The sequence below is a fragment of the uncultured Bradyrhizobium sp. genome (assembly GCF_947648125.1).
Lineage (GTDB): Bacteria > Pseudomonadota > Alphaproteobacteria > Rhizobiales > Xanthobacteraceae > Bradyrhizobium.
Window position 1 is genome coordinate 48,019 of the sequence record NZ_CANSMR010000003.1, and the last position, 25,252, is coordinate 73,270.

Consider the following 25,252-nt stretch of genomic DNA (forward strand, 5'->3'; position numbering starts at 1 on the left):
CTTGAAGCCGCGCCGACTGTGTGATGCAAGTGGAATTTTCTTCCGCTTGACGGAATTCACTGGATTGCCGCAGCACTTTGCAACAAGCGTGCGTTGACGGTCTGCCGCCGTGCAGTTGACGCATTGCTCGATCCGCTATTGTGCTCTCTCCAACATCAACAAACGCCGGGCAGGAAACCATGAGCAAATCCACCACAATCAAAAGCGTCGAGACACTCGCCTGCGATGCCGGCTGGCGGAATTATCATTTCGTCAAGGTGACGACGTCAGACGGGCTGGTCGGCTGGAGCGAATACGACGAAGGTTTCGGTGCGCCCGGCGTGACGGCGGCGATCGAACGACTGTCGGCGCGGGTGGTCGGCAAGAACGCGTTCGAGCACGAGCGGATCTATGTCGAGCTGTTCGCCGCGACGCGCCCCGCCGCCGGCGGCGTGGTGGCGCTGGCGCTCGGGGCGATCGAGAACGCGCTGCTCGACGTCAAGGCCAAGGCGCTCGGCGTGCCCTGCTACGATCTGCTCGGCGGCAAGATCCGCGACCGCGTGCGGGTCTATTGGTCGCATTGTGCGACCTGGCGCATCAATCATCCGGATTGGTACAAGCCCGCAATCACGGATCTCGACGGCGTCAAGGCGATCGGGGCCGAGGTGCGCGAGAAGAAATTCTCGGCGATGAAGACCAACATCTTCGTCTACACCGACGGCAAACCGCAAGGCTGGCGCCCCGGGTTCGGCGCGCCGTTCCAGCCCGAGATCAATGTCGACCGCAATGTGCTGCGCAATCTCTGCATGCATCTGGAGGCGATCCGCGACGGCGCGGGGCCGGATGTCGATCTCCTGCTCGACCTCAACTTCAACGCCAAGACCGAAGGCTATCTCAAGATCCTGCGCGCCATCGAGAAGATGGACATGTTCTGGGTCGAGATCGACACCTTCAACCCGCAGGCGCTCGGCTATATCCGGCGCCAGAGCCCGCACCCGATCTCGTCCTGCGAGACGCTTTTGGGCCTGCGCGAATTCCTGCCCTATTTCACCGAGCAGGCGATGGATGTCGCGATCATCGACACGCCGTGGAACGGCGTCTGGCAGTCGATGAAGATCGCCGCGGCCGCCGAGCATTTCGAGGTCAACGTCGCACCGCATAATTTCTACGGCCATCTCTGCACCATGATGAACGCGCATTTCTGCGCCGCGGTGCCGAACCTTAGGATCATGGAGACCGATATCGATCGGCTGGCCTGGGACCACGAGCTGTTCACCCACGTGCCGGAGTTCGTCGACGGCCATCTCGTGATCCCGGATCGCCCGGGCTGGGGCACCGAGCCGAACGAGGAAGGCCTGCGCGCGCATCCGCCGAAGGACAAGGGCGGGCTGCTGAATTACGGGCTGAAGAAGTAGGGATTGTTGTGCCGATCCTCACCCCATCGTCGTCCCGGCGAAAGCCGGGACCCATAACCACCGCTCTGCGGCTTATGAACGCGGCTGCGGCCCCAGTGACGTGAAGCAACAATAGCTGTGGTAATGGGTCCCGGCCTTCGCCGGGACGACGCATACTCAACCACCGCCCCTCAATTATCCTCCCGCACCGGCGTGAACGCGCTCTCGATCACGTCGCCGATCGGCTGCCAGGCGTTGCCGTCGAACTGCACCAGCCGCATCTGCTTGATCGGCCGGAAATCCTTCGGCCCGGTGTTGATCACGATCCCGGGCAGCGCGATCGGGCTTTGGTAGTCCTTCAGCGAGGCGGCCTGCCGCATGATGTTCTCGCGCGACAGGTCGTCGCCGCACTGGCGCAGCACCTGCATCAGCGTGTCGGCGGCGGCGTAGCCGAACACGGCGTAGATGTCGTCCTTGTCGCCGTCGGGGTAATACTTGTCCATGAAGGCGTCCCACGCCTTGATCTGCGGATCGTTCTTCCAGGAGGCATCGCCGGCGTCCTTCAGGAACGAGGTCGAGATCACGCCGAGCGAATTCTGCAGGCCCGCCGGCCGCAATGCGCTGGCGATCGAGGCAGACGCGTTGTCGAGGATGAACACCGGATGCCAGTCGAGGTCGGCGGCCACGCGGATCGCGCGCGCCGCGATCGCCGGGGCGCCGTCGAACACCAAAATGTCGGCGCCGGAGCCTTTCAGGATTCCGATCTGGTTCTGGATCGCGGTCTCCGACGCGTCGAAGGCGAGATCGGCAACGATCATGCCTGCGGTGTCGCCGAGCCCTTCCTGCAATCCCCGGAACAGATCTCGGCCGAACTGGTCGTTCTGCCAGAGCACCGCGATCTTGCGGGAGGGATAGGCGGCTTGGATGTAATTGGCATAGATCCGGCCCTCGGCGCGGAAGGTCGGCTGCCAGCCCATGGTCCAGGGAAAGGTTTTCGGATGCGCCCACTCCTCGTCGCCGGAGGCGACGAACAGCTGCGGGATATTCTTCTCGTTGAGGTACTTCCGGACGGCGAGGTTGCTCGGCGTGCCGAACGAGCCGAACATCAACAGCACGTCCTGCTTCTCGACGAGATCGCGGGTCTGCTCGATTGCGGTCTTCGGATTGGAGCTGTCATCGACCGAGACGAACCTGACCTTGCGGCCGTTGATGCCGCCATGCTCGTTGACCATGTCGAAATAGGCCGCTTCCGCCCGCCCGATGGTCGCGAACGCGGCGAGCGGCCCGGTGTAGGGCATGACGTTGCCGACACGGATCTCGCTGTCCGTCTTCGCTTCCGGCCCCTGCTGCGCACGCAACGGCGACGCCGCGAGAACCGCTGCGAAGACAAGGGATATCGAAAGCACGGTTTGTCGTTTTGTTTGCATCAACATCGCCACAACGCCGGCACCAGGCCAGCGCTCCCTCCCAGCGCGCGGAGCTTATCGCCCAAGGCAATGCCGGGAAAATGAAATGTTGATGGCGGAGGCCAGCTTCCCCTCACCTCTCCCGCTTGCGGGGGAGGTCGGATTGCATCGAAGATGCAATCCGGGTGGGGGCTGTTTCCACATGATGATAGTCGACTTGTGGCGAGACCCCCACCCCAACCCTCCCCCGCAAGCGGGAGAGGGAGCGCAGTTTCCGCATGGCGATCAACGCAATGTTATGTCGAGCCAGCCCAGCGGGTTGACCGCGACACGATCGCCGCTGTCGACCAGAACCGTCGTGGTTTCGGCCTCGATGATCGCTGGACCGGCGAGTGAGTGCCCGGGCTTGAGATCGTCGAGCGCATAGACCGGCACCTCGCGCCAGGCACCGAACCAGGCCTGCCGCTTGCCGCGCGGCGCGCAGGGTGCGGCCGACGCGGCCTCGCCGGCATCGCTGCTCCGCCGCGCGACCTTGCCGACCGCGGCGACACGGGCGTTGACGAACACCACCTCCTGCCCGCGCGAGGCATAGGTGTAGAGTTCCTCGTGGCGGCGATGGAAGCGCTCCTCGATCTGTGCCACGAGATCCGCGGCGCCGAGATCGAGGTCGCCGAGCGGCACGTCGATCTCGAACACCTGCTCGCCATAGCGCATCTCGGCCGAGCGCTCGATCGCGATGTCGCCCTTGAACCAGTCGCGCAAACGGCCGGCCGCCTGCTCCTCCAGCGCGGCGAACAGCGCCCGCACTTCGTCCGCGGAAATGCGGCCGGTGCCGTAATGGGTACGGCTGACCTCGTAGCGCAGATCGCTGGTCAGCATGCCCCAGGCCGACAGCACGGAAGCGACCGTCGGCACGATAATACGCTTGATCTCGAGCTCGCGCGCGACCTCGGCGGCGTGCATGCCGGCGGCCCCGCCAAAGCTGAGCAGCGCAAACTTGCGGGGATCGACACCGCGGCGCAGCGTCATCAGGCGGATGCCGTCGGCCATCTTCAGATTGATCATCTTGTAGATGCCGGCGGCCGCCTCGATCCGCGACAGCTCGAGCGCTTCGGCGATCCGGTCGACCGCGGCTTCCGACGCCGCGCGATCGAGCGGCCGCGCGCCGCCCATGAAGGCTGCGGCATCGAGATAGCCGAGCACGACATTGGCGTCGGTGACGGTGGCAGCCAGGCCGCCATTGCCGTAGCACGCCGGCCCCGGCACCGAGCCCGCGCTCTCCGGCCCGACCCGCAGCGTGCGGCTGCCGTCGACACCGGCGATCGAGCCGCCGCCCGCCGCGATGCTGGCGATGTCGAGGCTGCGCAGTGCAATGCGCTGGCCGGCCAGCATGCCGTCGGCCGACAGCGAGGCCTCGCCATCTGCGATCAGCGAGATGTCGGTCGAGGTCCCGCCCATGTCGAACGGCACGAGATCGGGAATCCCGAGCATCTCGGCACAGCGGCGGCTGCCGGAGATGCCGCCGGCAGGGCCCGACAGCACCGTGCCTGCCGCAAGCCGCGAGGCCTCCTCCACCGGCGCCATGCCGCCATGCGACAGCACGACGAACAGCGAGCCCGCAAAGCCGGCCTCATGCAGGCTGCGCTCGAGATTGGTGAGATAGCGCCGCACCGTCGGCGCGACATAGGCGTTCACGATCGTGGTCGAGACGCGCTCATATTCCTTGATCTGCGGCAGCACGTCGCTCGAGCGTGACACGCTGACATCGGGCAATTCCTTCGCCAGCCGTTCGACCGCGACGAGTTCATGCGCCGGATTGAGATAGGCGTGCAGGAAGCAGACCGCGACCGAATTCGCGCCGGACCGTTTCACCTCGGCGATGACATCGCCGAGCGCTGCGGCATCGAGCGCGATCGCCGCGCTGCCGTCGGCCTTCAGCCGCTCGCGCACGCCGAAGCGGCGCTCGCGCGGCACCAAGGGCTCGGGCGGCGGCGTGCGCAGATCGTAGCGATCCGGCTTCAACCCCTCGCGCATCTCGACGACGTCGCGATGGCCCTCGGTGGTCAGCAGCGCAACTTTGGCGCCCTTGCGCTCCAGCAGCGCATTGGTCGCAACCGTCGTGCCGTGCACCAGGCGATCGGTCGCCGCGAGCATCGCCGCGCGCGTGACGCCGAGGCGGCGCGCCAACTCCTCAAGTCCCGCCATGACGCCGATCGACTGATCGGCCGGCGTGGACGGTGATTTCGCGAACACAGTTCGCCCGGTTTGATCGGTCGCAACCAGGTCGGTGTAGGTGCCGCCGACGTCAACCCCAATCGTGTACATCGCTGCCCTATACCGCCTTCGAAACCAGACCTTGCGCGGCGTCGCGCGCCCGCGCCTCCGCCGATCGCTTCTCGGATGGACCCCAGCCGCCCCCGCCGGACGAGCGGATCTCGAGGCAGTCGCCGGGGCGCAACTCGATGCCGACCTCCTTGGTCTTCAGCACGCGCGGCTCGCGGCCTTCCGACAAGAGGCGATAGTGATGCGGCTCGCCGTCCTTGCCGCCGAGCATGCCGCAAGGGCCGTGCCGCGCGCCGTCGCCCGCGGTGTTGCCCTTGGCCGGCTTTGCCGTCTCCAGCACCATGTCGAGCGCCACGCCGAGCCCGCCGCGATGCTGGCCATCGCCGCCGGAATCCGGCCGGAATTCGTGCTGGCGGAAGTGCAGCGGAAAGCGCACCTCGGCAACCTCGATGCTACCGAATTTGAGTCCGCCGACCGAATGCCACTCGCCGATCGAGGAATAGCCATCGCCGCCGGGCGATGCGCCGCCGCCGGGCCGCGCCTGGAACATGTGCCAGATGAAATTGCGCCCGTTGCGCGGATCCTCGCCCTGGATCGCGATGCGGAAGCGGCGACCCCAGCCGCCCATCACGCGATCCGGACAGGAGGCCGACATCGCCTTGATGATGGCCTCGACGATCTCGTTGGAGGGATGGCTGGTGCACAAGGTCACCGGCCTGCCGGGATCAGCCCACACGATGGTGCCCTGCTTCGCCACCACCTTCAGCGGCCGCAGCGCGCCGGTGTTCTTCGGAATATCGGCATCGATCAGATAGGCAAACGCCATCGCAACCGCCGCCTGCATGTTGGCGTGCGACGAGTTGACGAAGCTCGTCGACTGCGGATCGGAGCCGGTGAGATCGACCTCGATGTCACTGCCCGTTTTGGTCACCTTGGCCGCGATCTTGATGTCGGTGCGGCCGTGGCCGTCGTCGTCGAGCAAGGCCTCACCATAGAACACGCCGTCCTTCCATGTGGACACCACGGCGCGGGTCTGCTGCTCGGTAGCATCGAGAATGGCCTCGATCGCGGCCTCGACGGTCTCCGCGCCGAACTCGCTGAACAGTTTTGCGACGCGGCGTTCGCCGAGATGCGCCGCACCCAGCATCGCCGCAAGGTCGCCGCGGAATTCGCGGGGGTTGCGGATGTTGAGCGCCAGCAGGTCGAGCAGGTCCTCACGCGGCTTGCCGGCCTCGTAGAGCTTGATCGGCGGAATGCGAATGCCTTCCTGATAGATTTCAGTCGCGGCCGGATTGTAGGCCCCATGGGTGGCACCGCCGATGTCGCTCTGATGCGCGCGCACGATGGTCCAGAGCAATCGCTTGCCGCCGTCGAACACCGGCACGAAGGCGGTGAGATCAGGCAGATGGCTGCCGCCCTGATAGGGATCGTTGAGCAGGATGACGTCGCCGGGCGCGACATCCTTGAAGCGTTCCTCGACCGCGAGCGTCGCCCACGGCAAGGCGCCGACATGCACCGGGATGTGGTCGGCCTGCGCGATCAGCCGCCCGCTTGTGTCGCAGATCGCCAGCGAGAAATCGCGGCTGGAATTGAGGATCTGCGAATAGGAGGTGCGAAGCATGGCCTCGCCCATCTCCTTCACGATCGACGACAGGCGGTGCTGGACGACGGAACGGGTGATCGGATCGATCTTGGCGGACATTTTTGCCCTTGTGGGCGCATGGGACTGCGCAGAGAGGATCGCGGAACCGGTCGATCAGGACCGGAATTCCCTCTTATAGCCAGAGACTTGCCGATCGCAAATCGGCCGGTTCGGCCGTAACGGGGTATTCCATCGATCAGCAAGTCGTGATCGACAAGAAGCCACCCGGCGACGGAATAGAACTCACGCCACCGCGTCCCACCCATGCAAGCCGGCCCCGAGGCCGGGCCGCTCGGGCTTCCCCGACAACCCCCAGGGTGACGCAATGCTTCCTCGACTCCTCAGACCCGGCCTCGCGCCGCTCGGCGTATCCGTCCTGCTCGCTGTTGCCGCGGCCGCGTTCGCGCATGACGGCGATCATCATCCGACACAGACCGCGCTGTCGGCCGACGAGAGCGCCTTCCTCGCCGAGAACGACGCCGCGATGACCAGGATGATGAACGACATGGCCGCCAAGCCGAGCGGCGATATCGATCGCGATTTCGTCGCGATGATGACCCCGCACCATCAGGGTGCAATCGACATGGCCGTGATCGAGCTGCGCTACGGCAAGAACGAGCGGCTGCGCCGGATCGCACAGGAGATCATCGTCGAGCAGCGCCAGGAGATCGACGCCATGAAGCTCGCGCTCGGCGAACAGGTCACGGACACGACACCCGCCCCGACACAACAACCCGGCGCGAAAGCCGCCCCGGCGGCGACCAGTCACGATCACATGAACATGCACCACGACATGATGAAGCAGGAGACCAAGTGATGACGAGCCAGTTCATGAAGGGCCTGTTGGCCACCAGCATGATCGCGCTGTCGACGTCGGCGTTTGCCGGGCAGGCGCCGGGCGCCGTGTCCTCACCCGACATCCCGATCAGCCATCATGACCGCGTCTACGCCGCCGAGCAGTTCTCCAACACGGTGTCGGTCACCGATCCCGTCGACAACAAGCTCATCGGCGTGATCCGGCTCGGCGACCCGCAGCCCGGCAATTTCAGCCCGCTCTACAAGGGACAGGTATTGGTGCACGGCATGGGCTATTCGCCCGACCACCACACCCTCGCCATCGTCTCGATCGGCTCGAATTCGGTGACCTTCATCGACACGGCAACCAACGCGGTCAAGCATGTCACCTATGTCGGGCGTTCGCCGCACGAGGCGTTCTTCACGCCCGACGGCAAGGAGGTCTGGGTCACCGTGCGCGGCGAGAACTACATCTCGGTGATCGACGCGCAGAGCTTCAAGGAAACGATGCGGATCGAGGTGCCGGCGGGACCTGGCATGCAGATCTTCTCGCCCGACGGCAAGTACGGCTACATCTGCTCCTCGTTCAATCCGGAGACCGACGTGGTCTCGGTGGCCGACCATCAGATCGTCGCCAAGGTGAAGCAGGAAAGCCCGTTCTGCCCCAACATCGCGGCGACGCCGGACGGCGAGCAGGTGTGGTTCACGCTGAAGGATGTCGGCAGGACGCAGGTCTTCAACGCCAAGCCGCCGTTCAACCTGATCAAGACGATCAACACCGGCCCGATTACCAACCACGTCAACTTCGCGAAGACGGCCAAGGGGACCTTCGCCTATGTGACCATCGGCGGCACCAACGAGGTCAAGGTGTTTCGCACCGACGACTTCTCCGAGGTCGCGACCATTCCCGTCGGCAATCTGCCGCATGGCATCTGGCCGTCCGGCGACGGCACCCGGGTCTATGTCGGCCTGGAAAATGCCGATGCCCTGGCCGCGATCGACACCGCGACCAACAAGGTGATTGCCAACATCCCGATCGGCCAGGCGCCGCAGGCTATCGCCTACGTGCCGAACGCCGCGCCGAACCCTGACGACCGCCAGAACCTGCAGGCGCTTGGCGTCGCCGGCCAGGCTGCCCACCTCGCGCTCGCGGCGAAGAAGGACGCCAAGAGCGACAAGCCGCCGACCAGCGTCTCGCTGTTCGATCAGGGCCTGATCCAGGTGGTGCAGGCATCGGTCACCGGGCTCGAACCCAAGCAGCACTACGTGCTAGGATTGGCCGAACATGCTGACGGGACCGGATCGGTGGAGCCTCTGGCAGCCTTCATGACCAATCCCGCCGGCTCTGCGATCGTCAACGCTGCCGGTCCGATCCGCCAGCTCGTGCAGAGCGCGGCCAAGACGGAGCGACGCTATCTCGTCATCGCATCAGGCGAACCGGCGAAACTCGGTGCGGTCATCCAGGTGCAAACGCCATGAACGACATGCTGCGCCTGGTCGAACCGCTGATACCCGCCTTGCGGCGGTATGCGCGGGCTCTCGTCCGCGATCACGCGGCGGCCGACGACCTGGTGCAGGACTGCCTGGAACGCGCCGTCATTCATTGGGAGCAGCGGCGGTCGGACAATCCGCGGCCGTGGCTGTTCGCCATCTTGCACAACCTCGCCATCAACCAGTTTCGCCGCGCAACGACGCGCGGCGTCCATGTCGCGATCGACGAAACCAACGAGGATGCATTCGGCCAGGACGCAGAGCAGGAGCACAAGGTGACGTACCGCGACGTCATGGCGAAGCTCGCAAGGCTTCCGCATGACCAGCGCGCCGTCCTGCTGCTCGTCGGCGTCGAGGACCTGTCCTATGCCGATGCCGCGAAGGTGCTCGGTGTGCCGATCGGTACGGTGATGTCGCGCCTGGCGCGCGCCCGCGAGCGGCTCCATCAAGAGTTGGAGGGCACTGCCGGCCAACTGGACAACAATGTTGTGCAATTGCGGAACAAGACATGAGCAATCGACCCATTACCGAAGACGATCTGCATGCCTATGTGGATCGCGCACTCGAGCCGGAACGCGAGGCCGAAGTCGCGGCCTATCTGGAAAAGCATCCGGACGTCGCCAAACGCATCACCGCCTACTCCGATGAGCGTAACCTGCTGCGATCGGCATTGCTGCCGATTGCCGAGGAACCGCTGCCGCCGCAGCTCAACCTCGCCAGGATGATCGAGCGCCCGCGCCGCCGCCCCTCATCATTGCGCTGGGCCATCGCAGCGATGCTGATGCTCTCGATCGGCGGCCTCGGCGGATGGGTGATCCGCGGCGCGACATCGGCGCCGGCCGGCGGGCTTGCGGCGCTGGCCGAAGAAGCAAGCGATTCCTACAAGGTCTACGCCTCGGACCACACCCGGCCGGTCGAGTTGCGCGACAGCGCCGAGCTTGTGCAATGGGTCTCCAACCGGCTGCGTCAGCCGGTCAAGCTGCCGGATCTGAGCAAGTCGGGATATCGCTTGATGGGCGGACGGGTGGTGCCGACCGCTCACGGTCCGGCGGCGATGTTCATGTACGACGACGATCACGGCGAGCGGCTTGTGGTCCTCACCCGTCCGATGACGTCGGATCAGAACGCACCGATGGCCGCGCATTCGGGCGGCGACGTCGCGGGTGTCTCCTGGGCGGACGGCGGCACGGGCTATAGCCTCGTCGGGCCGCGCGGGGTCGATTCACTGCGGCCGCTTGCCAACGAAATCCGCAAGCAGGCCCAGACGATCTAGACAGCAGCAGCCCTGGTATAGATCAGGAACAGCACAACGCCGATCACCAGCGCACCTGCGATGAACAGCAGCACCGCGGGCAGGCCGAACAGCGCCGCGACGCCCGCGGTGCTCGATTGCAGCAGCGCAGCGCCGAGGAAGAACGCGAGATTGACCGACGACAACGCCTTGCCGGTGTCCTTAGCGGCGACGAGCTGCCGCGTCATGCCGTAGATCAGCGGCTGCGCCGACGTCGCAAGCCCGATCAGGATCAGCAGGACCAGGTCATATCGCGTCGGCATCACGGCAACGCCGAACAGGTTCGAGACCGGGAAATGCGGCGCGCCGGCGGCCATCAGCACCAGCAGCAGCGCGGCGACGGCATGGGTCGACGCCACCATGGTGCGGCGATGCCCGAACTTGCGATCGATGGCGCCGATGCAGGCCGGGCCGATGATCATCGCCAGCGTGAACAGGCCGAGCAGATTGCCGGCTTCGATGCGGCTCAGCCCCTTCACATCCATCAGCCACGGCCCGCCCCACAGGCCGCGCAGCACCAGCGATGCGCCGAGCGATACCAGCGACAGCGCGATCAGTCCGCGCAGGCCGCGCGACAGGCCGAGCCGCAGCACCTCGGCCATCTGCTGCAAGGGTGAGGAATCATCGGCATGCGCCGCCGGCTGCCGCGGCACCAGCGCGAACACCGCGATCAGCACGACAATGCCGAAGCCGGCCGAGCCCCAGAAGCCGGCGCGCCAGCCGAACTGATCGACCACGAAGGCCAGCGGGCTGGCCGACAGCAGCATGCCGACATTGCCGATCGAGAGGATCAGGCCGGACCACAGGCCGAACTTCGCCGCCGACATCTGCTTGGCCGCCAGCGTCATCGGGCACATCAGCATGCCCGAGGTGGCGATGCCGAGCATCAGTTGCCCGAGCACGAAGCTCGCGGGCCCCGTAGCGAGCGCCGAAACCACCGTCCCGACCACGGTACCTCCGAGCAGGCTCAGCGACACCGGCCGCACGCCAAAGCGGTCCATCGCGGCGCCGACCGGGATTTGCGAAGCGGCAAAGGAGAAATGATAGATCGCGGTGAGGCTCGCCAGCGCCTGCGGCGAGGTGCCGAAATCTCGCGCCATCAGATCGAGGCTGATCGCGGGGATCGTGCGCAGCAGCGTCGACAGCATGTGGCCAGAGGCCAATGCCAGAAGTGCAAGGACCAGGGCGCGGAACCCGATCCCCGCTGCTTCCTTCGTCACCACGCCGTCCATGAATCGCCCTTTCCCCGAGCAGTTGGGGGACGGGCGTAACATCATTGGGATAGGGGTGCCAAGTTTGAGAGCAAAGCCCTGTCGCGGGCCAAATCTCGTCATCGCCGGGCTTGTCCCGGCGATCCACGTCTTCTTCGAGGAGCCCCAAAGTCGTGGATGCCCGGGACAAGCCCGGGCATGACGAACTCGTGGAAGAGTCGTCGTGACTGCTACTGCTTGTGAAACACCAGCGTGCGCAGCTCGATGCTCTCGCGCGGCGCGGCGTCCGCAGGCGTGGTCGGATCGACGAAGGCGGTATGCGGTCCAAACCGCGTCCGGCCGTCGGTCGCCGAGTCGTAGCATTTCAGCAGGATCGCCTCGTCCGGCGTCATCTCGGGAATGTAGAACCAGCGATGATTCGGATTGTACTTCACCGAATAGGTCTCGCCGCTGCGGTTCGGGTAGATCAGGTCGGAGGCGATCAGATCCTCCGGGGCAACCGTGGTGCCGTCGGCCATCGCGAGCGGTGAATCGCGCAAGGGACCGCGGATCGGGCGCCAAAGATTGATCACCTGGACGCGACCCTTGACGAGTTGCTCGGCCTCGTCAGGCAAATGCTCAAACACACGGTTGTGGCCGGAGACGGCAGTCTGGTCGACATGGACGCGGGTCGCGGGCTGGCGCGGTCCGCCGCCGCGGATATCAGCTGCGCCCTCGACGCGCTTGCGCACGGTGTGATCGAAGATGAAGACACGGTCCGCCTTCAGCGTCGCTTTCAGGAAGGCTTCGACGGCCGGGTAGTAGACCTTGCGGACTTCGTTGTCGTCGTAATAGTCCTTCACGATAGTCGGATGCTTGACCAGCGCAAAGCCCTCGCGATCGAGCGAGAAGCTGTCGGCGATCAGGCGCCCATCGAAGATCGGGACATTGTGCGCTTCGGGCAGTGCGGTGGATTTGGGCTCGCCGGGCGGCGGATCGAAAGCATAAGTCCGGGGCTTGCCCGGCGTCGGCGCGAGATAATTCAGTTCAGCGGTCACAAACGGCAGCGACTCGATACGAGTTTGTTGAAGGCCCACGGTGATCTCCCGGACTCGATTGTTCGTGTGTTTGATCTTGGCGGTGCAGGAGAGCGCGGCAAGGGTGCGGCGAAAATAGCAACGTTGCGGTTTTGGAAGGCGCCTCGCGGGGAAAATCCTTGCTGGAGGTAGGCGCGCCGACGAATAGATGTTTTGGCGATCACGGATTCGTTAGCGGTGCGGCAACGCCACGCTTCCTTCGCCTCTCCCGCTTGCGGGGGAGGCCGACGCGCGTAGCGCGTCGGGTGGGGGCTCTCTCCGCGGTATGACTCGTGGAGAGAGCCCCCACCCCACCCCTCCCCCGCAAGCGGGAGAGGGAGCCCACTGCCGATGCGGCGCTTGTCCGCCTAGCTAAAGCCCCGCACCCTTCTCGACTGCCGCTCCAAACGACCGGTCGACGACATCGGCGGCGTTGATCTTCTGCCGGATCAGGCCCCAGCGGTCGTAGAGGTCGATGGTCTTCTGCTCGTCGGCCACCACGCTGTCGTCGATCGGCGCGATGCGGATCTTGGCGCGCGTCAGCCAGTTCAGCGGCACCGCGGGCGGGATGTTCATCAGCCTGCCCCACGTCGCGGCATAACCTTCGACATTGTTCTGCGACCATGCGCGCGCGGCCGCGAGGCGACGCACGAAATCCTCGAGCTCGGCACGCTTGTCCTTGATCGCGTCCGGCGTCGCGACCTGAAAGCCGAGGCCGGGCGTGATGCCGTCGGCCGTGATGACGCGGCGCGCCTTGAACAGTACCTCTTCCTGGCTGACATAAGGCTCCCAGGTCGACCAGGCATCGACAGCGCCTTGCGTGTACGCGACCTTGGCATCCGACGGTGCCAGGAACACGATCTGCACGTCGCTCGCCTGCCACCCCTTGGATTCCAGCGCGGCCAGGATCAGCTGATGGCCGATCGAGCCGCGGCCGGTTGCGATCTTCTTGCCGCGCAGATCGTCGAAGCTCTTGATCGGGGAATTTTCCGGCACCACGACCGCGAGCCCGTCGCGCGACTGCCGCACGGCCGCGATCGCCTTGACCGGGATCCTGGCGGCGGCCGCGAACGTGAACGGCGCGTCACCGACGAGACCAGTGTCGATCGCGCCGGCTCCAAGCGCCTCCAGCAGCGGCGCCGCGGCGGCGAACTCCTTCCACTCGATCCTGTAGGGAACGTCCTTGAGCACGCCGGCCGCTTCCATCACGGCCTGCGAATTGCCCTTCTGGTCGCCGACGCGCAGCGTTGACTGCGCGAAGGCCGGTTCGATGGCGGCGAGCGCGAGCGCCGCCGCAACAATGAGACGGATCATTCGGCGGCGATCCCCCGCTGCTGGTCGCGCGCTTCGATCAGCTTGCGGGTCAGCGGGATCAGCTCGCGGCCATAGTCGATGGCATCGACCAGCGGATCGAAGCCGCGGATCAGGAAATGGCTGACGCCGAGATCGTAGTAATCGGCGAACACTTCGGCGACCTGCTCGGGCGTACCGACCAGCGCGGTGGTGTTACTGTTGGCGCCGGTGAGCTTGGCGATCTCGGTCCACAGCCGCTTGTCGATCCGCGTGCCCTGATCCGCCAGCGCCAGCAGCCGCTTGGCGCCGTCGGTCGCGTGATTGGGGCGGCGGTAGCCGGTCTGATCCTGCAACGCGGTGGCGCGCTCGAGGATATGCTCCGCCTTCGCCCACGCCTTCTCCTCCGTGTCGGCCAGGATCGGCCGCACCGAGAGGCTGAAGCGCGGCGTCGGGCGGCCGTGCTTGGCCGCGGCGGCGCGCACCCGCGCCGTGACGTCACGCACCTGCGCGTAGGATTCACCCCACAGCGCGAACGTATCGGCGTGCTTGCCCGCGACCTCGACCGCGGCATCCGAGCCGCCGCCGACGAAGGTATAGATGCCGCCCTTCTGCAACGGCTTCACTTGCGAGAAGCCGTTCTCGACGTTGTAATACTTGCCGCTGTAGTTGAACGGCTTCTCGCTGGTCCATTCCAGCCGTACCACGTCGAGGAATTCGCTGGTGCGGGCGTAGCGCTCGTCCTTGTCGTCGAGCGTGTTGCCGTCCTGGCGCAGCTCGATGGCGTTGCCGCCGGTGATGACGTGAAGCGAGACGCGGCCGCCATAGAACTGATCCAGCGTCGCAAGCTGCCGCGCCAGCAGCGTCGGCGCGGTGAAGCCCGGGCGCTGCGCGATCATCACCTTGAGCTGCTTGGTGATGGTCAGGACATGCTGCGCGACCTGCAATGCGTCCGGCGTGGTCGAGTGGAACGCCAGCAGCGCGCGATCGAAGCCGGCCAGCTCATGGGCCTTGGCGACGGTCTCGATATAGGGCGGGTCGAGCACCGGGCCGGAGCGGACGATGGTCTCGGAGGCATTGTTGTTGGTGATGAAGCCGATGAACTCGACCGGCATGACTGACAACTCCGTTGTTGTTGGCTGTTGTTTTCAGACGCCCAGCGCGAAGCGTCCGGCGGAGACACGGGTGGCATCGTCTTGCGGGGTATGCACGCGGCCGCACAGCACGTCGCGGTAATGCCGCTCCAGCGGATTGGTTCGCGACAGGCCGTGATTGCTGGTCAGCGACAAGGCATCCTCCACCACTGCTGCGGCGTTATTGGTCACCGTCAGCTTGATGATGTTAGACTCGATCGCGGACAGCGGGAAGCCGTTATCGAAATCGGCGGCGAAGCTGTCGATCAGGCGGGCATTGACGGCGAGCCGCGCTTCGATCCCGCCAACGACCTCCTGCATGCGCGGCAGCGTCGCCAGCGGCGCGCCGAGATTGGCGGGCACCCGCTCCTTCAGGAATTTGACCAGCCAGTCGCGGGCCGCGCGGGCGATGCCGTCATAGATCGCGGCGACGAAGATCGCATGCACGGTCGCCTGGGTGACGTCAGGAACCTTCCAGTCGTCGGGCCTGCGGACGTCGATCTCATAGTCCAGCGGAAACACCACGTCGTCGAAGATCACGGTGTGGCTGCCGCTGGCGCGCAGGCCGAGATGATCCCAGGTCTCTTCGATCCGCGTTCCCGGCAGACCGGCCGGAACCAGAAACAAGCCGACACGGGTCTCCAGCTCGTCGGTTTTCGCCCAGACCGAATACCATTTCAGGATCGGCGCGCCGGTCGAATAGATCTTGCGGCCGGTCAGCCGCCATCCGGTCTCGGTGCGGCGCGCCGTGGTCGCCGGCAGGCCGCCGCGCGCGGGCGAGCCGAGTTCGGGCTCGACGCGCAATGCGTTGATCAGCGCCACGCCCTCGACCGTCTCCTTCGCGAGCTTGCGCGAAAGACGTGCAGGCCAGCGCGCGCTGCGCGCCATCACCAGATGCTGGATGTAATGCATCGACAGTACCAGCGCGGTCGACGGATCGGCCTTGCCGATGATGCCGAGTACGCGGATGGCATCGCGCGCGCCCGCCCCGCCTCCGCCGAGCGCCACGGGCACGGTCAGCGCCAGCAGGCCTTCGCGCGAGAGATCGGCGAAATTGCCAAAGGGAAAGTTGGCGTCGCGATCATGCGCGGGCGCACGCGCGGCGAACAGCTCGGCGAGCCGCAATGCGCGCGCGATGTACTCGGGCTCGTTGGCCGGCGGCAGCTCCCTCGCCGCTGTCGTCACCATGTCGCCTCCAGCCCGAGCAGGCCGAGGATCTGCTTGCGCAGATCGGCCAAATAAGGATCGCCGCGATGCCGCGGGTATGGCCGGGCCACGGCAATATCGGCCTTGATCCGCGCCGGCCGATCGGAGAGCACGATGACGCGGTTGGCGAGCACCAGCGCCTCCTCGACGTCATGGGTGACCAGCAGCGTGGTGAAGCCCTTGCGCTGCCACAGCGCCACGAGCTCGGCCTGCATCGCGATCCGCGTCAGCGAGTCGAGCTTGCCGAGCGGCTCGTCGAGCACCAGGATCTTCGGATCATTGACCAGCGCGCGCGCCAGCGCCACGCGCTGCGCCATGCCGCCGGAGAGCTGGTGCGGATAGGCGTTGCGGAACGAGGACAGGCCGACCAGCTCGATCACGGCATCGACCCGGTGCCGCTGTGCCTTCAGGATGCCCTGTGCTTCCAGTCCGAGCGCGACATTGTCCCAGACCGAGCGCCACGGAAACAGCGTCGGATCCTGGAACACGACGACGCGCGACGGATGCGGACCGGTGATGCGGACTTCATCCTCGCGCAGCGAACCACTGCGCGGCTTCTCCAGCCCCGCGACCAGCCGCAGCAGGGTCGACTTGCCGCAGCCGGACGGGCCGAGCAGTGCGACGAACTCGCCGGGCGCGATCGAGAGGTTGACATTGTCGAGCACCGGCAGCACGGCGCCGTCGATGTCGAAGGCGTGGCTGACGCCTTCGATGTCGAGCTCGGCGCCGACCGCGGGATAGGTGATCGCTTCGGCGACGGATTGCACTACCATTTGACGACACCCTTCTGCCAGACCAGCAGACGATCACGCGTCCGGAACAGCAGCGTGATCGCGCCGGAGCACAGCAGCGACATCACGATCAGCGCCGCATACATGTTGGCATAGGCCGCCCAGCCCTGCGCCCATTGCAGGTACCAGCCGAGCCCGGCCTTGACGCCGATCATCTCGGCGACCACGAGCACGGCAAAGGACGAGCCGAGCCCCATGAACAGGCCGACGAACACGTGCGGCAGCGCGGCGGGAATTGCGACCTTGAGCACCAGGAACGACGGCTTTGCGCCAAGCGTGCGCGCGACGTCGTAATAGGCGCTGCTGACGCTCGCCACGCCCGACCAGGTCAAGACCGTCACCGGAAAGCCGGTGGCGAGCGCGATCAGGAAGGTCGACGCGCTCCAGCTCGACGGGAAGGTGAAGAAGGCAATCGGCAGCCAGGCCGTGGCGGGCAACGGACCGATGAAGCGCAACACCGGATGCACCCAATAGCCGATCTTCTGCGACCAGCCGATCGAGACGCCGGTGATGAAGCCGATGGTCGCGCCGATGATATAGCCGCCGAGCTGCAGCTTGATCGAGGCCAACACGCTGTCGAGCAGCTTTGGCAGATCGTCGGTATAGACCTCGAGGATCGATTGCGGCGGCGGGAAGAACGGCAGCGGCAGCCAGGCGAATTTCGCGGTGGCGACCTCCCACAGCGTCACGAAGGCGCCGAACGCCGCCAGCCATGGCGCCCGCTTGCGCAGCGCCTGCCCGGCGCTGCCGAGATAATCCGCGCTGAATGTACCGAACAGGATAAAGGCCGCGATCACGATCGCGCCGATGCCGAGCGACTCTGTCCGCGACCAGTCGCCGACATCGGGCCAATAGAGGCATGACAGCCCGAACGCGAGCCAAACGAGGCTCGCGGCGAGGCCAACGCCATAACTGCCGGAGAGGTTCGCGAACGTGACCGCGGCGCGCGGCGCCGCTGCGGCCGTCGTGTCAGACACTGAATACGTCGACATAGATCCGCTCCGCGAATTTGGCCGTGTCGGTGCTCTGCTTGAACACCTGCACCGATTTCAGGTCGTCGGCGTAGCCCTTGAGCTCGCGCTTGAGCACCTCGCCGGTGGGATGATGGTGATGGGTGTGGTAGCGCGCCATCGCCTCGAGATCGGCGAGGCTCGCCGCCTTCGGCGCATAGGGCTGGAACGACTTCGCCGCCTTGTCCGGATTCTGCGAGGTGAACATCGCGGCATCGAGCAACGCCTGGGTAATGGCGCGCGCCACATGCGGCTCCTCGCGCACAAGGCTGCCGCGCAGGCCGACGATGCAGCAGCTCTTGTCGCGGTATTCGCCATCTAGATTGGAGGCGACCTCCTTGTACTGCGCGTCCTTCAGCCAGAGATAGGCCAGCGGATCCGACGACAGGAAGGCCTGCACCTCACCCTTCTCGACCGCGACGTTCAAGAGGTTGCCGGGATAGGCGCGCCAGTCGACATCCCTGACCGGGTCGATGCCGAGCTTGGAGAGCTGGATCGAGAAGAAATTCTTGTCGGGACCGGCGAGATCGCCGACCGCGACGATCTTGCCCTTGAGATCGGCGAGCTTGTCGACGCCGGAATTGGTGCGGGTCAAGACGCGCATGCAGCCGCCATGGGTGCCGGCGGCGATCTTGACGTCAAAGCCCTGTTCGAGCGGCTTCAGCCAGCGCAGCGCCATGCCGAGCCCGGCATCGCTCTTGCCGGTGGCGATCGCCTCGAGCAGCTGGTCGGTCGAGCCGGAATAGTTGACGAGCTCGACGTCGAGATTCTGCTTCTGGAAGAAGCCATGGTCGATGGCGACCGGCAGCGGTGCGAGGCAGACCGCGCCGGCGTTCCAGGACAGTTTCAGCTTGCGCGGCGCGCCCGTCAGCGGCGGCGCATCGGACGCGGCCTTGCAGATCGGGAATTCGGAGAAGTCGATCGCCGATGCGACCGGGCGCGGCGCGAACGCCTGCGCGCTATAGGCGCCGATCGGCGCGGCGAGCGCTGCGACGGCCCCCGCGCGCAGCAAGGTGCGGCGATCCATCACCGTCTTCTTGTTGTCGACAGACATTCTCACTCCTGCATTTCGGCAAGGCTCCGCCCCACGCGCAAAACGTCTCCGTCTGCGCGCCCCGTCGTTCGAAGCTCATGGTTTAGAAAAAAGCGGATTTCTCCGGCGCTATTGCCCTCAAAGCAACGCGCAAATGATGCGGCGCGACAAGTTCACCGTCAATGAAATGGAATTTCGAATGTGGCCAGTGCGGCAGCTGATCTCTCCACGATCGCAGCGCGCGACGATGAAAGGATTTTCGCTGCTGTCACGGCGCAGACGTGCAACAGAACAGCATCGATTGCACCAAATTTGAGCGAACGACCGCCGCTTGCGCGAAGTCTTCTACGCATGACGGCTCGGCGAGATCATCCTTGCTGCGCGCGGGCTGATTTCAGTTTTCCGTTTCGTTGACGGCGAACGGCTTGCTCATAGACTTGATCAAACGCTGCCGCGCTTTCCGACGAGCAGCGAATGAATCAGAAAGAAAATGCATATGCGCAGACTGACCCGCTCGGGTTCTCCCTATACATTCACACGCCGCACCGCAGCCGCGCTGATCACGGCAGCGATCACGCTGTCGACATCGGCCGCGGCGTTCGCGGCTGATGCGATCGTGCTGCGTGTCGGCGACCAGAAGGGCGGCAACCGCTCGCTGCTGGATATCTCCGGCCTCGCCAAGGACCTGCCCTACAAGATCGAGTGGTCGGAATTTCCGGCCGCGGCGCCGATCCTGGAGGCGATCAATGCCGGCGCGCTCGATGTCGGCTACACCGGCGACCTGTCCTTCCTCACGGTCTATGCGTCGGGCGCGCCGATCAAGGCGATCGGCGGCACGCGCTCCGACGCGCGGACCCAGGCGATCCTGGTGCGCGGGGATTCGCCGATCAGGACGGCGGCCGATCTGAAGGGCAAGCGCCTCGCCGGCACGCGGGGCGGCTGGGGCCAATTCCTGATCAATGCGACTTTGGAGAAGGCTGGCAGCAGGATCGAGGACGCGACCTTCGCCCCGCTCGGCCCGGTCGACGCCAAGGTCGCGCTGCTCGCCGGCTCGATCGACGCCTGGGCGGTGTGGGAGCCCTACATCTCCTATGCCAAGCTGAAGGACAATGCGCGCGTCGTCGCCGATGGCGAGGGCCTGACGCCGACCATCACCTTCATCGTCGCCTCCGACAACGCGATCGCGACCAAGCGCGCCGCGGTGCAGGATCTGGTGCAGCGGTTGAACAAGGCGCGGCTGTGGTCGCTCGACCATCTCGCGGAGTATGCCAAGAACACGGCCGAGCTGACCAAGCTACCCGAAGACGTGCTGCTCGCCGCCTACACCGCGCAGAAGACGAGCCCGATCGCAATCGACGAGGCCGTGGTGAAGGAGGTGCAGGCCGCCTCCGACCGCGCCACGCGCTACGGCATCCTCGGCAAGACGCTGGACGTCGGCAAGGCCGTCGACCGCAGTTTCACGGCAAGCGCGAGCTTGAACTAGCGATTCTCACCTCCCCTTGAAAAGGGGAGGTCGGTTTGCGCAGCAAACCGGGTGGGGATCCTGCCTCCGCAGACGCCCGCGTCCGCGGAGAGCAACCCCCACCCCGCCCTCCCCCTTATAGGGGGAGGGAGACAGACGGCGGTGCTCACCTGACGGAGCATCAAGCCGCGCACCCCATGGAGACCTCCGATGTCCGGCCCGCTCCATCTCGCGATAATCGTCACAGCACACCTGCTCTGCATGACCTTGTTGGTCGCGCTGTCGGTTTGATAGCGTTCTCTCAGGGCCAGCCCCCAGGGAGAACAACAATGAACCTATCAATGAAGGACCGCGTCGCGGTGGTTACCGGCGGCAGCAAGGGCATCGGGATCGCAGTGGCGCGGCGGTTTGCGGAATCCGGCGCCAAGGTCGCGATCCTCGCCCGCGGCGCGGCCGACCTCGCGGCGGCGCGCGAGGCGCTCGCCAAGGACGGCCTCGAGGTGCGCGATTACGTCTGCGACGTCGCGAAGGCCGCCGACATATCCAGGGCCCACGACCAGATCGTCGCGGATCTCGGCAAGGTCGACGTGCTGGTCAACAACGCGGGCACCGCGCGCACGCTGGCCTTCGAGAACATCAGCGACGAGGCCTGGCAGGAGGACCTCGACCTGAAACTGTTTGCCGCGATCCGCTTCAGCCGGCTGGTCTGGCCGGGCATGAAGCAGCGCAGATGGGGCCGCATCATCAACGTGCTCAACACCTTTGCCAAGGCCCCGGCCGGCAATTCCGCGCCGACCTCGGTGTCGCGCGCCGCCGGCATGGCGCTGACCAAGGTGATGGCCAATGAAGGCGGCGAGCACAACATCCTGGTGAATGCGCTGCTGGTCGGCCTGATCATGAGCGATCAATGGGTCAAGCGGCACGCTGCCCAGGCGCCGAACACGGATTTCGGGGAATTCGCCAAGGGCCTTGCCAAGGGCACGCCGCTCGGCCGGATCGGCACGGCGGAGGAGTTCGCCAACCTCGCCTGCTTCCTGGCCTCGGAGCAAGGCTCCTACATCACCGGCACCGCCATCAATGTCGATGGTGGCCGGTCGCCGGTGGTCTAGCACTTCGGCTTCGATCCAGTCGAAGCCGAAGCGCCAGGGTCTTGCTTTGGCAGGCAGCAACCTACGGCAGGAAGCGACGGCTCAAAAGCAAAAGGCCTCCGTCACCGGAGGCCTTCTATTCTTAAACCGCGTCCTTGGCGGCCTTGACCGGCCGTGCGCGGACGATCTTCCGGGCCGGCTTGGCCTTGAACATCATCTCTTCGCCGGTGAAGGGGTTGGTGCCCTTGCGCGCCTTGGTCGCCGGCTTCTTGACCACAACGAACTTGGCGAAGCCGGGGACGAGGAACACCCCGGCCTTCTTCAGCTCCTTGTGGCCGACATCGACGAGCGAGTCCAAAACGTTCTTGACGTCGCGCTTGGAGAGTTCGGTGGTGGTCGCGATCTTCTCGATCACTTGCGACTTCGACAGTTGGGTAGCCATGGTTGCTCCATTGATTCTGGAGTGGGCACGATATGGCGGAAAACGCCGAGAAAAACAGTGTTTTCTGCACTCACCACAGCAATATCGCTGTGGACAGCCCCCGAATCAGGGTTTTTTCCAGTGTTTTTTCCAGTCAAGTCGCTTCCGACCCCTAAAATTACAGCGTTTGCGCTGCTTCGGGGCTCCCGAAACACCCCTTCAAGAGAATCACCCGACGCGTCTCGCGCCGCCGGCGTGCGCCAGTGTGGCGCGCAATTCGGGTTGCGATGCGCTGCGGCGCGCCACTTCAGGTTTCGGAAACGATCCTCCAAAAGGCCGAGGCATTAGAAAATGACTCGGGTTCCCATTCCATCGTAACATCGCAAAGGGGCGCCACGGCCGATCGGCTGGCCGCCCCGATGCAAGCCTTTATGTATGTTCCGGAGACCCCGCGTATGGATTTGTCCCGCCTTGAGATCAACCGCCGCACGGCCCTTCTGACCTCGGCCGCGATTGCGGCCAACGTCATCAATCCGATGCGGGCATTCGCGCAGGAAACCCCGCGCAAGGGCGGCGTGTTCAACGTCCATTACGGCGCCGAGCAGCGCCAGCTCAACCCGAGCATCCAGGCCTCGACCGGCGTCTACATCATCGGCGGCAAGATCCAGGAGAATCTGGTCGACCTCGACGCCAACGGCCAGCCGGTCGGCGTGCTCGCCGAGAGCTGGGAAGCGACGCCGGACGGCAAGACCGTCACCTTCAAGCTGCGCAAGGGCGTCACCTGGCACGACGGCAAGCCGTTCACCTCGGAGGACGTCGCCTTCACCGCGATGAACATGTGGAAGAAGATCCTCAACTACGGATCGACGCTGCAGCTGTTCCTCACATCGGTCGATACGCCCGATCCGCAGACCGCGATCTTCCGCTACGAGCGGCCGATGCCGCTGAATCTCTTGCTCCGCGCCCTGCCCGACCTCGGCTATATCTCGGCCAAGCATCTCTATGAGAGCGGCGACATCAGGCAGAACCCGACCAATCTGGCGCCGGTCGGCACCGGCCCGTTCACATTCGTCAAATACGAGCGCGGCCAGTACATCATCGCCGACCGCAATCCGGATTACTGGCGGCCGAACGCGCCCTATCTCGACCGCATCGTCTGGAAGGTGATCACCGATCGCGCCGCGGCGGCCGCGCAGATGGAGGCCGGCGAGCTGCACTACAGCCCGTTCTCGGGGCTGACGATCTCGGACATGGCCCGGCTCGGCAAGGACAAGCGCTTCATCGTCCAGACCAAGGGCAATGAGGGCAACGCCCGCACCAACACCATCGAGTTCAACTTCCGCCGCAAGGAACTGTCCGACATCCGCGTCCGCCGCGCCATCGCGCATGCGATCAACGTGCCGTTCTTCATCGACAATTTTTTGGGCGATTTCGCCAAGCTCGGCACCGGCCCGATCCCCTCGACCTCGACCGACTTCTATCCCGGGCCGAACACGCCGCAATACGCTTACGACAAGGCCAAGGCGATCGCGCTGCTGGACGAGGCCGGCTTCAAGGCCTCCGGCGGTAACCGCTTCTCGCTGAAGCTGCTGCCGGCGCCGTGGGGCGAGGACATCTCGCTGTGGTCGACCTTCATCCAGCAGTCGCTGGGCGAAGTCGGCATCCAGGTCGATATCGTGCGCAATGACGGCGGCGGCTTCCTCAAGCAGGTCTATGACGACCACGCCTTCGATCTCGCGACCGGCTGGCACCAGTACCGCAACGACCCCGCGGTCTCGACCACGGTGTGGTACCGCTCCGGCCAGCCCAAGGGCGCGCCGTGGACCAACCAGTGGGGCTGGGAAGACAAGACCGTCGACAAGACCATCGACGATGCCGCGACCGAAGTCGATCCGGCCAAGCGCAAGGCGCTCTATGCCGACTTCGTCAAGGAGGTGAACACCGAGCTGCCGGTCTGGATGCCGATCGAGCAGATCTTCGTCACCGTGATCACCGCCAAGGCGCGCAACCACTCCAACACGCCGCGCTGGGGCTCGGCGAGCTGGCACGATCTTTGGCTGAGCGCATGAGGCGGCAAGCCTTGCTTCTCCCTCGCCCCGCTCTTGCGGGGTCGAGACGAGCGAAGCTCGCTCTTAGAGGGCTGGGGTGAGGGGCTCTCTCCACCAATATTGCTCTATCGATGGACCTGTACCCCCTCACCCGGACTGCTGCGCAGTCCGACCTCTCCCCGCAAGCGGGGCGAGGTAAGAAGAGGCCGGTGTCCACTTCGTCTGAACACGCTATAGATAACCGATGCGTATCCTGAGCCTTGCGGGGCGGCGGCTGGCCGCCTCGATCCCGACCCTGTTCCTGATCCTGATCGGCGTGTTCCTGCTGTTGCAGCTCGCGTCGGGCGACACCGTCGATGCGCTGATGGCGCAGATGGGCGGCGGCGATGCCGCGACCGCGCAACAGCTGCGCAAGTTCTACGGGCTCGACCTCTCGGTTCCGGCGCAACTCGGCAACTACCTGTGGCACCTGGTGCGGCTCGACCTCGGCTTCTCCTCGATCTACGGCAAGCCGGTGGCGACCGTGATCCTGGAGCGGCTGCCGCCGACCATCCTTCTGATGACCGCATCGCTGTCGTTCGCATTCTTCTTTGGGCTCGTGTTCGGCGTGATCGCCGCGCGCGGCGTCAACCGCTGGCCGGACACGTTGATCTCGACGCTTGGCCTAGTCTTCTACGCCACCCCTTCGTTCTGGTTCGGGCTGATGGCGATCGTGGTGTTCTCGGTCTATCTGCAATGGCTGCCATCCGGCGGCTTCCAGGACATCGGCACCGTGCAGACCGGCATCCGGGGCGTGCTCGACATCGCGGCCCACCTCGTGCTGCCGACGCTGACGCTCGGGCTGATCTTCCTTGCGATCTATCTGCGCATCATGCGCGCCTCGATGCTCGAAGTTCTGAACCTCGATTTCGTCCGGACCGCCCGCGCCAAGGGGCTGGACGAGACCCACGTCATCACCCGCCACGTGCTGCGCAACGCGCTGCTGCCGATGGTGACGCTGATCGGCTTGCAGGCCGGCACCATGCTCGGCGGCTCGGTCGTGGTCGAGAGCGTGTTCTCCCTGCCTGGCCTCGGCCGCCTTGCCTATGAATCGGTGGTGCAGCGCGACCTCAACACCCTGCTCGGCATCGTCTTCGTGTCCGCGCTCCTTGTCATTGTCGTGAATTTCGTCGTCGACCTGCTCTACGCGCGGCTCGATCCGCGCATCGCGGCGGAGGGCTGAC

Annotated in this window: 21 protein-coding genes; 9 read left to right on the top strand and 12 right to left on the bottom strand. The window is 65.4% G+C overall.

Annotated elements, in window-relative coordinates:
- The first annotated feature begins 179 nt into the window (after window positions 1-179).
- Window positions 180-1,394 (top strand): mandelate racemase/muconate lactonizing enzyme family protein, encoded by a 1,215-nt coding sequence (locus Q0030_RS07275; RefSeq protein WP_298364717.1) that lies wholly within the window; start codon window positions 180-182, stop codon window positions 1,392-1,394.
- A 170-nt stretch (window positions 1,395-1,564) separates the two neighbouring features.
- On the opposite strand, the gene Q0030_RS07280 is transcribed toward Q0030_RS07275, so the two are convergent.
- From Q0030_RS07280 to Q0030_RS07290, 3 genes are all read right to left on the bottom strand, one after another.
- On the bottom strand, window positions 1,565-2,800 hold the full coding sequence (locus Q0030_RS07280; protein ID WP_298364718.1) for an ABC transporter substrate-binding protein: 1,236 nt from the start codon (window positions 2,798-2,800) through the stop codon (window positions 1,565-1,567).
- Between the two features lie 264 nt (window positions 2,801-3,064).
- Window positions 3,065-5,104 (bottom strand): hydantoinase/oxoprolinase family protein, encoded by a 2,040-nt coding sequence (locus Q0030_RS07285; protein ID WP_298364719.1) that lies wholly within the window; start codon window positions 5,102-5,104, stop codon window positions 3,065-3,067.
- A gap of 7 nt (window positions 5,105-5,111) precedes the next feature.
- On the bottom strand, window positions 5,112-6,764 hold the full coding sequence (locus Q0030_RS07290) for a hydantoinase B/oxoprolinase family protein (protein ID WP_298364721.1): 1,653 nt from the start codon (window positions 6,762-6,764) through the stop codon (window positions 5,112-5,114).
- A 265-nt stretch (window positions 6,765-7,029) separates the two neighbouring features.
- On the opposite strand from Q0030_RS07290, the gene Q0030_RS07295 reads away from it, so the two are divergent.
- Genes Q0030_RS07295 through Q0030_RS07310 form a run of 4 tightly spaced genes read left to right on the top strand, consistent with a single transcriptional unit; the run spans window position 7,030 to window position 10,263 of the window.
- Window positions 7,030-7,521 carry a DUF305 domain-containing protein gene (locus tag Q0030_RS07295; RefSeq protein WP_298364723.1) on the top strand — a complete coding sequence of 164 codons (492 nt, stop codon included), beginning with the start codon at window positions 7,030-7,032 and terminating at the stop codon, window positions 7,519-7,521.
- Entirely contained in the window at window positions 7,521-8,978 is a 1,458-nt protein-coding gene (locus Q0030_RS07300) for a YncE family protein (RefSeq protein WP_298364726.1), read from the top strand. Before Q0030_RS07295 ends, Q0030_RS07300 begins: the two co-directional genes overlap by 1 nt.
- Window positions 8,975-9,502 (top strand): RNA polymerase sigma factor, encoded by a 528-nt coding sequence (locus Q0030_RS07305; protein ID WP_298364728.1) that lies wholly within the window; start codon window positions 8,975-8,977, stop codon window positions 9,500-9,502. Before Q0030_RS07300 ends, Q0030_RS07305 begins: the two co-directional genes overlap by 4 nt.
- Window positions 9,499-10,263, top strand: a complete 765-nt coding sequence (locus Q0030_RS07310) for an anti-sigma factor (RefSeq protein WP_298364730.1) — start codon at window positions 9,499-9,501, stop codon at window positions 10,261-10,263. The genes Q0030_RS07305 and Q0030_RS07310 overlap by 4 nt, the downstream gene beginning before the upstream one ends.
- On the opposite strand, the gene Q0030_RS07315 is transcribed toward Q0030_RS07310, so the two are convergent.
- The 8 genes from Q0030_RS07315 to Q0030_RS07350 all read right to left on the bottom strand — a co-directional run bounded on the left by Q0030_RS07315 (window position 10,260) and on the right by Q0030_RS07350 (window position 19,031).
- Complete coding sequence (locus tag Q0030_RS07315; RefSeq protein WP_298364733.1) at window positions 10,260-11,513, bottom strand: MFS transporter; 1,254 nt, start codon at window positions 11,511-11,513, stop codon at window positions 10,260-10,262. The genes Q0030_RS07310 and Q0030_RS07315 overlap by 4 nt on opposite strands.
- Before the next feature lie 209 nt (window positions 11,514-11,722).
- A complete protein-coding gene (locus Q0030_RS07320; protein WP_298364737.1) occupies window positions 11,723-12,568 on the bottom strand; it encodes a CmcJ/NvfI family oxidoreductase in 846 nt (281 codons plus the stop codon).
- Between the two features lie 351 nt (window positions 12,569-12,919).
- Window positions 12,920-13,861 carry an ABC transporter substrate-binding protein gene (locus tag Q0030_RS07325; protein ID WP_298364745.1) on the bottom strand — a complete coding sequence of 314 codons (942 nt, stop codon included), beginning with the start codon at window positions 13,859-13,861 and terminating at the stop codon, window positions 12,920-12,922.
- On the bottom strand, window positions 13,858-14,952 hold the full coding sequence (locus Q0030_RS07330; RefSeq protein WP_298364748.1) for an LLM class flavin-dependent oxidoreductase: 1,095 nt from the start codon (window positions 14,950-14,952) through the stop codon (window positions 13,858-13,860). The genes Q0030_RS07325 and Q0030_RS07330 overlap by 4 nt, the downstream gene beginning before the upstream one ends.
- 33 nt (window positions 14,953-14,985) lie before the next feature.
- Window positions 14,986-16,158 carry an acyl-CoA dehydrogenase family protein gene (locus Q0030_RS07335; RefSeq protein ID WP_298364751.1) on the bottom strand — a complete coding sequence of 391 codons (1,173 nt, stop codon included), beginning with the start codon at window positions 16,156-16,158 and terminating at the stop codon, window positions 14,986-14,988.
- Window positions 16,152-16,949, bottom strand: a complete 798-nt coding sequence (locus Q0030_RS07340; protein ID WP_298364753.1) for an ABC transporter ATP-binding protein — start codon at window positions 16,947-16,949, stop codon at window positions 16,152-16,154. The genes Q0030_RS07335 and Q0030_RS07340 overlap by 7 nt, the downstream gene beginning before the upstream one ends.
- On the bottom strand, window positions 16,943-17,959 hold the full coding sequence (locus Q0030_RS07345) for an ABC transporter permease subunit (protein ID WP_298364755.1): 1,017 nt from the start codon (window positions 17,957-17,959) through the stop codon (window positions 16,943-16,945). Before Q0030_RS07345 ends, Q0030_RS07340 begins: the two co-directional genes overlap by 7 nt.
- Complete coding sequence (locus Q0030_RS07350) at window positions 17,937-19,031, bottom strand: ABC transporter substrate-binding protein (RefSeq protein ID WP_298364758.1); 1,095 nt, start codon at window positions 19,029-19,031, stop codon at window positions 17,937-17,939. Before Q0030_RS07350 ends, Q0030_RS07345 begins: the two co-directional genes overlap by 23 nt.
- A gap of 475 nt (window positions 19,032-19,506) precedes the next feature.
- Between Q0030_RS07350 and Q0030_RS07355 the strand changes: the two genes are divergently transcribed.
- Entirely contained in the window at window positions 19,507-20,493 is a 987-nt protein-coding gene (locus Q0030_RS07355) for an ABC transporter substrate-binding protein (protein ID WP_298364760.1), read from the top strand.
- 308 nt (window positions 20,494-20,801) lie between these two features.
- The gene (locus Q0030_RS07360) at window positions 20,802-21,581 is read left to right on the top strand and encodes an SDR family oxidoreductase (RefSeq protein ID WP_298364762.1); all 780 of its coding nucleotides are present in this window, start codon (window positions 20,802-20,804) and stop codon (window positions 21,579-21,581) included.
- Between the two features lie 121 nt (window positions 21,582-21,702).
- Here Q0030_RS07360 and Q0030_RS07365 read toward each other — a convergent pair whose 3' ends face one another.
- Entirely contained in the window at window positions 21,703-22,002 is a 300-nt protein-coding gene (locus tag Q0030_RS07365) for an HU family DNA-binding protein (RefSeq protein WP_021077434.1), read from the bottom strand.
- A 434-nt stretch (window positions 22,003-22,436) separates the two neighbouring features.
- Here Q0030_RS07365 and Q0030_RS07370 point away from each other — a divergent pair, with 434 nt between their 5' ends.
- Window positions 22,437-24,050: an ABC transporter substrate-binding protein gene (locus Q0030_RS07370; RefSeq protein ID WP_298364765.1), complete on the top strand. Its 1,614-nt coding sequence runs from the start codon at window positions 22,437-22,439 to the stop codon at window positions 24,048-24,050.
- 223 nt (window positions 24,051-24,273) lie between these two features.
- On the top strand, window positions 24,274-25,251 hold the full coding sequence (locus Q0030_RS07375) for an ABC transporter permease (RefSeq protein ID WP_298364769.1): 978 nt from the start codon (window positions 24,274-24,276) through the stop codon (window positions 25,249-25,251).
- Window position 25,252: the final 1 nt, after the last annotated feature.

Excerpts from the sequence above, each read along its gene's own strand:
- Q0030_RS07290 (WP_298364721.1), bottom strand. The coding sequence starts at position 6,764 with ATGTCCGCCAAGATCGATCCGATCACCCGTTCCGTCGTCCAGCACCGC.
- Q0030_RS07360 (WP_298364762.1), top strand. The coding sequence starts at position 20,802 with ATGAACCTATCAATGAAGGACCGCGTCGCGGTGGTTACCGGCGGCAGC.
- Q0030_RS07345 (WP_298364755.1), bottom strand. The coding sequence starts at position 17,959 with ATGTCGACGTATTCAGTGTCTGACACGACGGCCGCAGCGGCGCCGCGC.
- Q0030_RS07375 (WP_298364769.1), top strand. The coding sequence starts at position 24,274 with ATGCGTATCCTGAGCCTTGCGGGGCGGCGGCTGGCCGCCTCGATCCCG.
- Q0030_RS07370 (WP_298364765.1), top strand. The coding sequence starts at position 22,437 with ATGGATTTGTCCCGCCTTGAGATCAACCGCCGCACGGCCCTTCTGACC.
- Q0030_RS07350 (WP_298364758.1), bottom strand. The coding sequence starts at position 19,031 with ATGTCTGTCGACAACAAGAAGACGGTGATGGATCGCCGCACCTTGCTG.
- Q0030_RS07325 (WP_298364745.1), bottom strand. The coding sequence starts at position 13,861 with ATGATCCGTCTCATTGTTGCGGCGGCGCTCGCGCTCGCCGCCATCGAA.
- Q0030_RS07355 (WP_298364760.1), top strand. The coding sequence starts at position 19,507 with ATGCGCAGACTGACCCGCTCGGGTTCTCCCTATACATTCACACGCCGC.
- Q0030_RS07305 (WP_298364728.1), top strand. The coding sequence starts at position 8,975 with ATGAACGACATGCTGCGCCTGGTCGAACCGCTGATACCCGCCTTGCGG.
- Q0030_RS07275 (WP_298364717.1), top strand. The coding sequence starts at position 180 with ATGAGCAAATCCACCACAATCAAAAGCGTCGAGACACTCGCCTGCGAT.
- Q0030_RS07295 (WP_298364723.1), top strand. The coding sequence starts at position 7,030 with ATGCTTCCTCGACTCCTCAGACCCGGCCTCGCGCCGCTCGGCGTATCC.
- Q0030_RS07300 (WP_298364726.1), top strand. The coding sequence starts at position 7,521 with ATGACGAGCCAGTTCATGAAGGGCCTGTTGGCCACCAGCATGATCGCG.
- Q0030_RS07315 (WP_298364733.1), bottom strand. The coding sequence starts at position 11,513 with ATGGACGGCGTGGTGACGAAGGAAGCAGCGGGGATCGGGTTCCGCGCC.
- Q0030_RS07340 (WP_298364753.1), bottom strand. The coding sequence starts at position 16,949 with ATGGTAGTGCAATCCGTCGCCGAAGCGATCACCTATCCCGCGGTCGGC.
- Q0030_RS07330 (WP_298364748.1), bottom strand. The coding sequence starts at position 14,952 with ATGCCGGTCGAGTTCATCGGCTTCATCACCAACAACAATGCCTCCGAG.
- Q0030_RS07335 (WP_298364751.1), bottom strand. The coding sequence starts at position 16,158 with ATGGTGACGACAGCGGCGAGGGAGCTGCCGCCGGCCAACGAGCCCGAG.
- Q0030_RS07310 (WP_298364730.1), top strand. The coding sequence starts at position 9,499 with ATGAGCAATCGACCCATTACCGAAGACGATCTGCATGCCTATGTGGAT.
- Q0030_RS07280 (WP_298364718.1), bottom strand. The coding sequence starts at position 2,800 with ATGCAAACAAAACGACAAACCGTGCTTTCGATATCCCTTGTCTTCGCA.
- Q0030_RS07365 (WP_021077434.1), bottom strand. The coding sequence starts at position 22,002 with ATGGCTACCCAACTGTCGAAGTCGCAAGTGATCGAGAAGATCGCGACC.
- Q0030_RS07285 (WP_298364719.1), bottom strand. The coding sequence starts at position 5,104 with ATGTACACGATTGGGGTTGACGTCGGCGGCACCTACACCGACCTGGTT.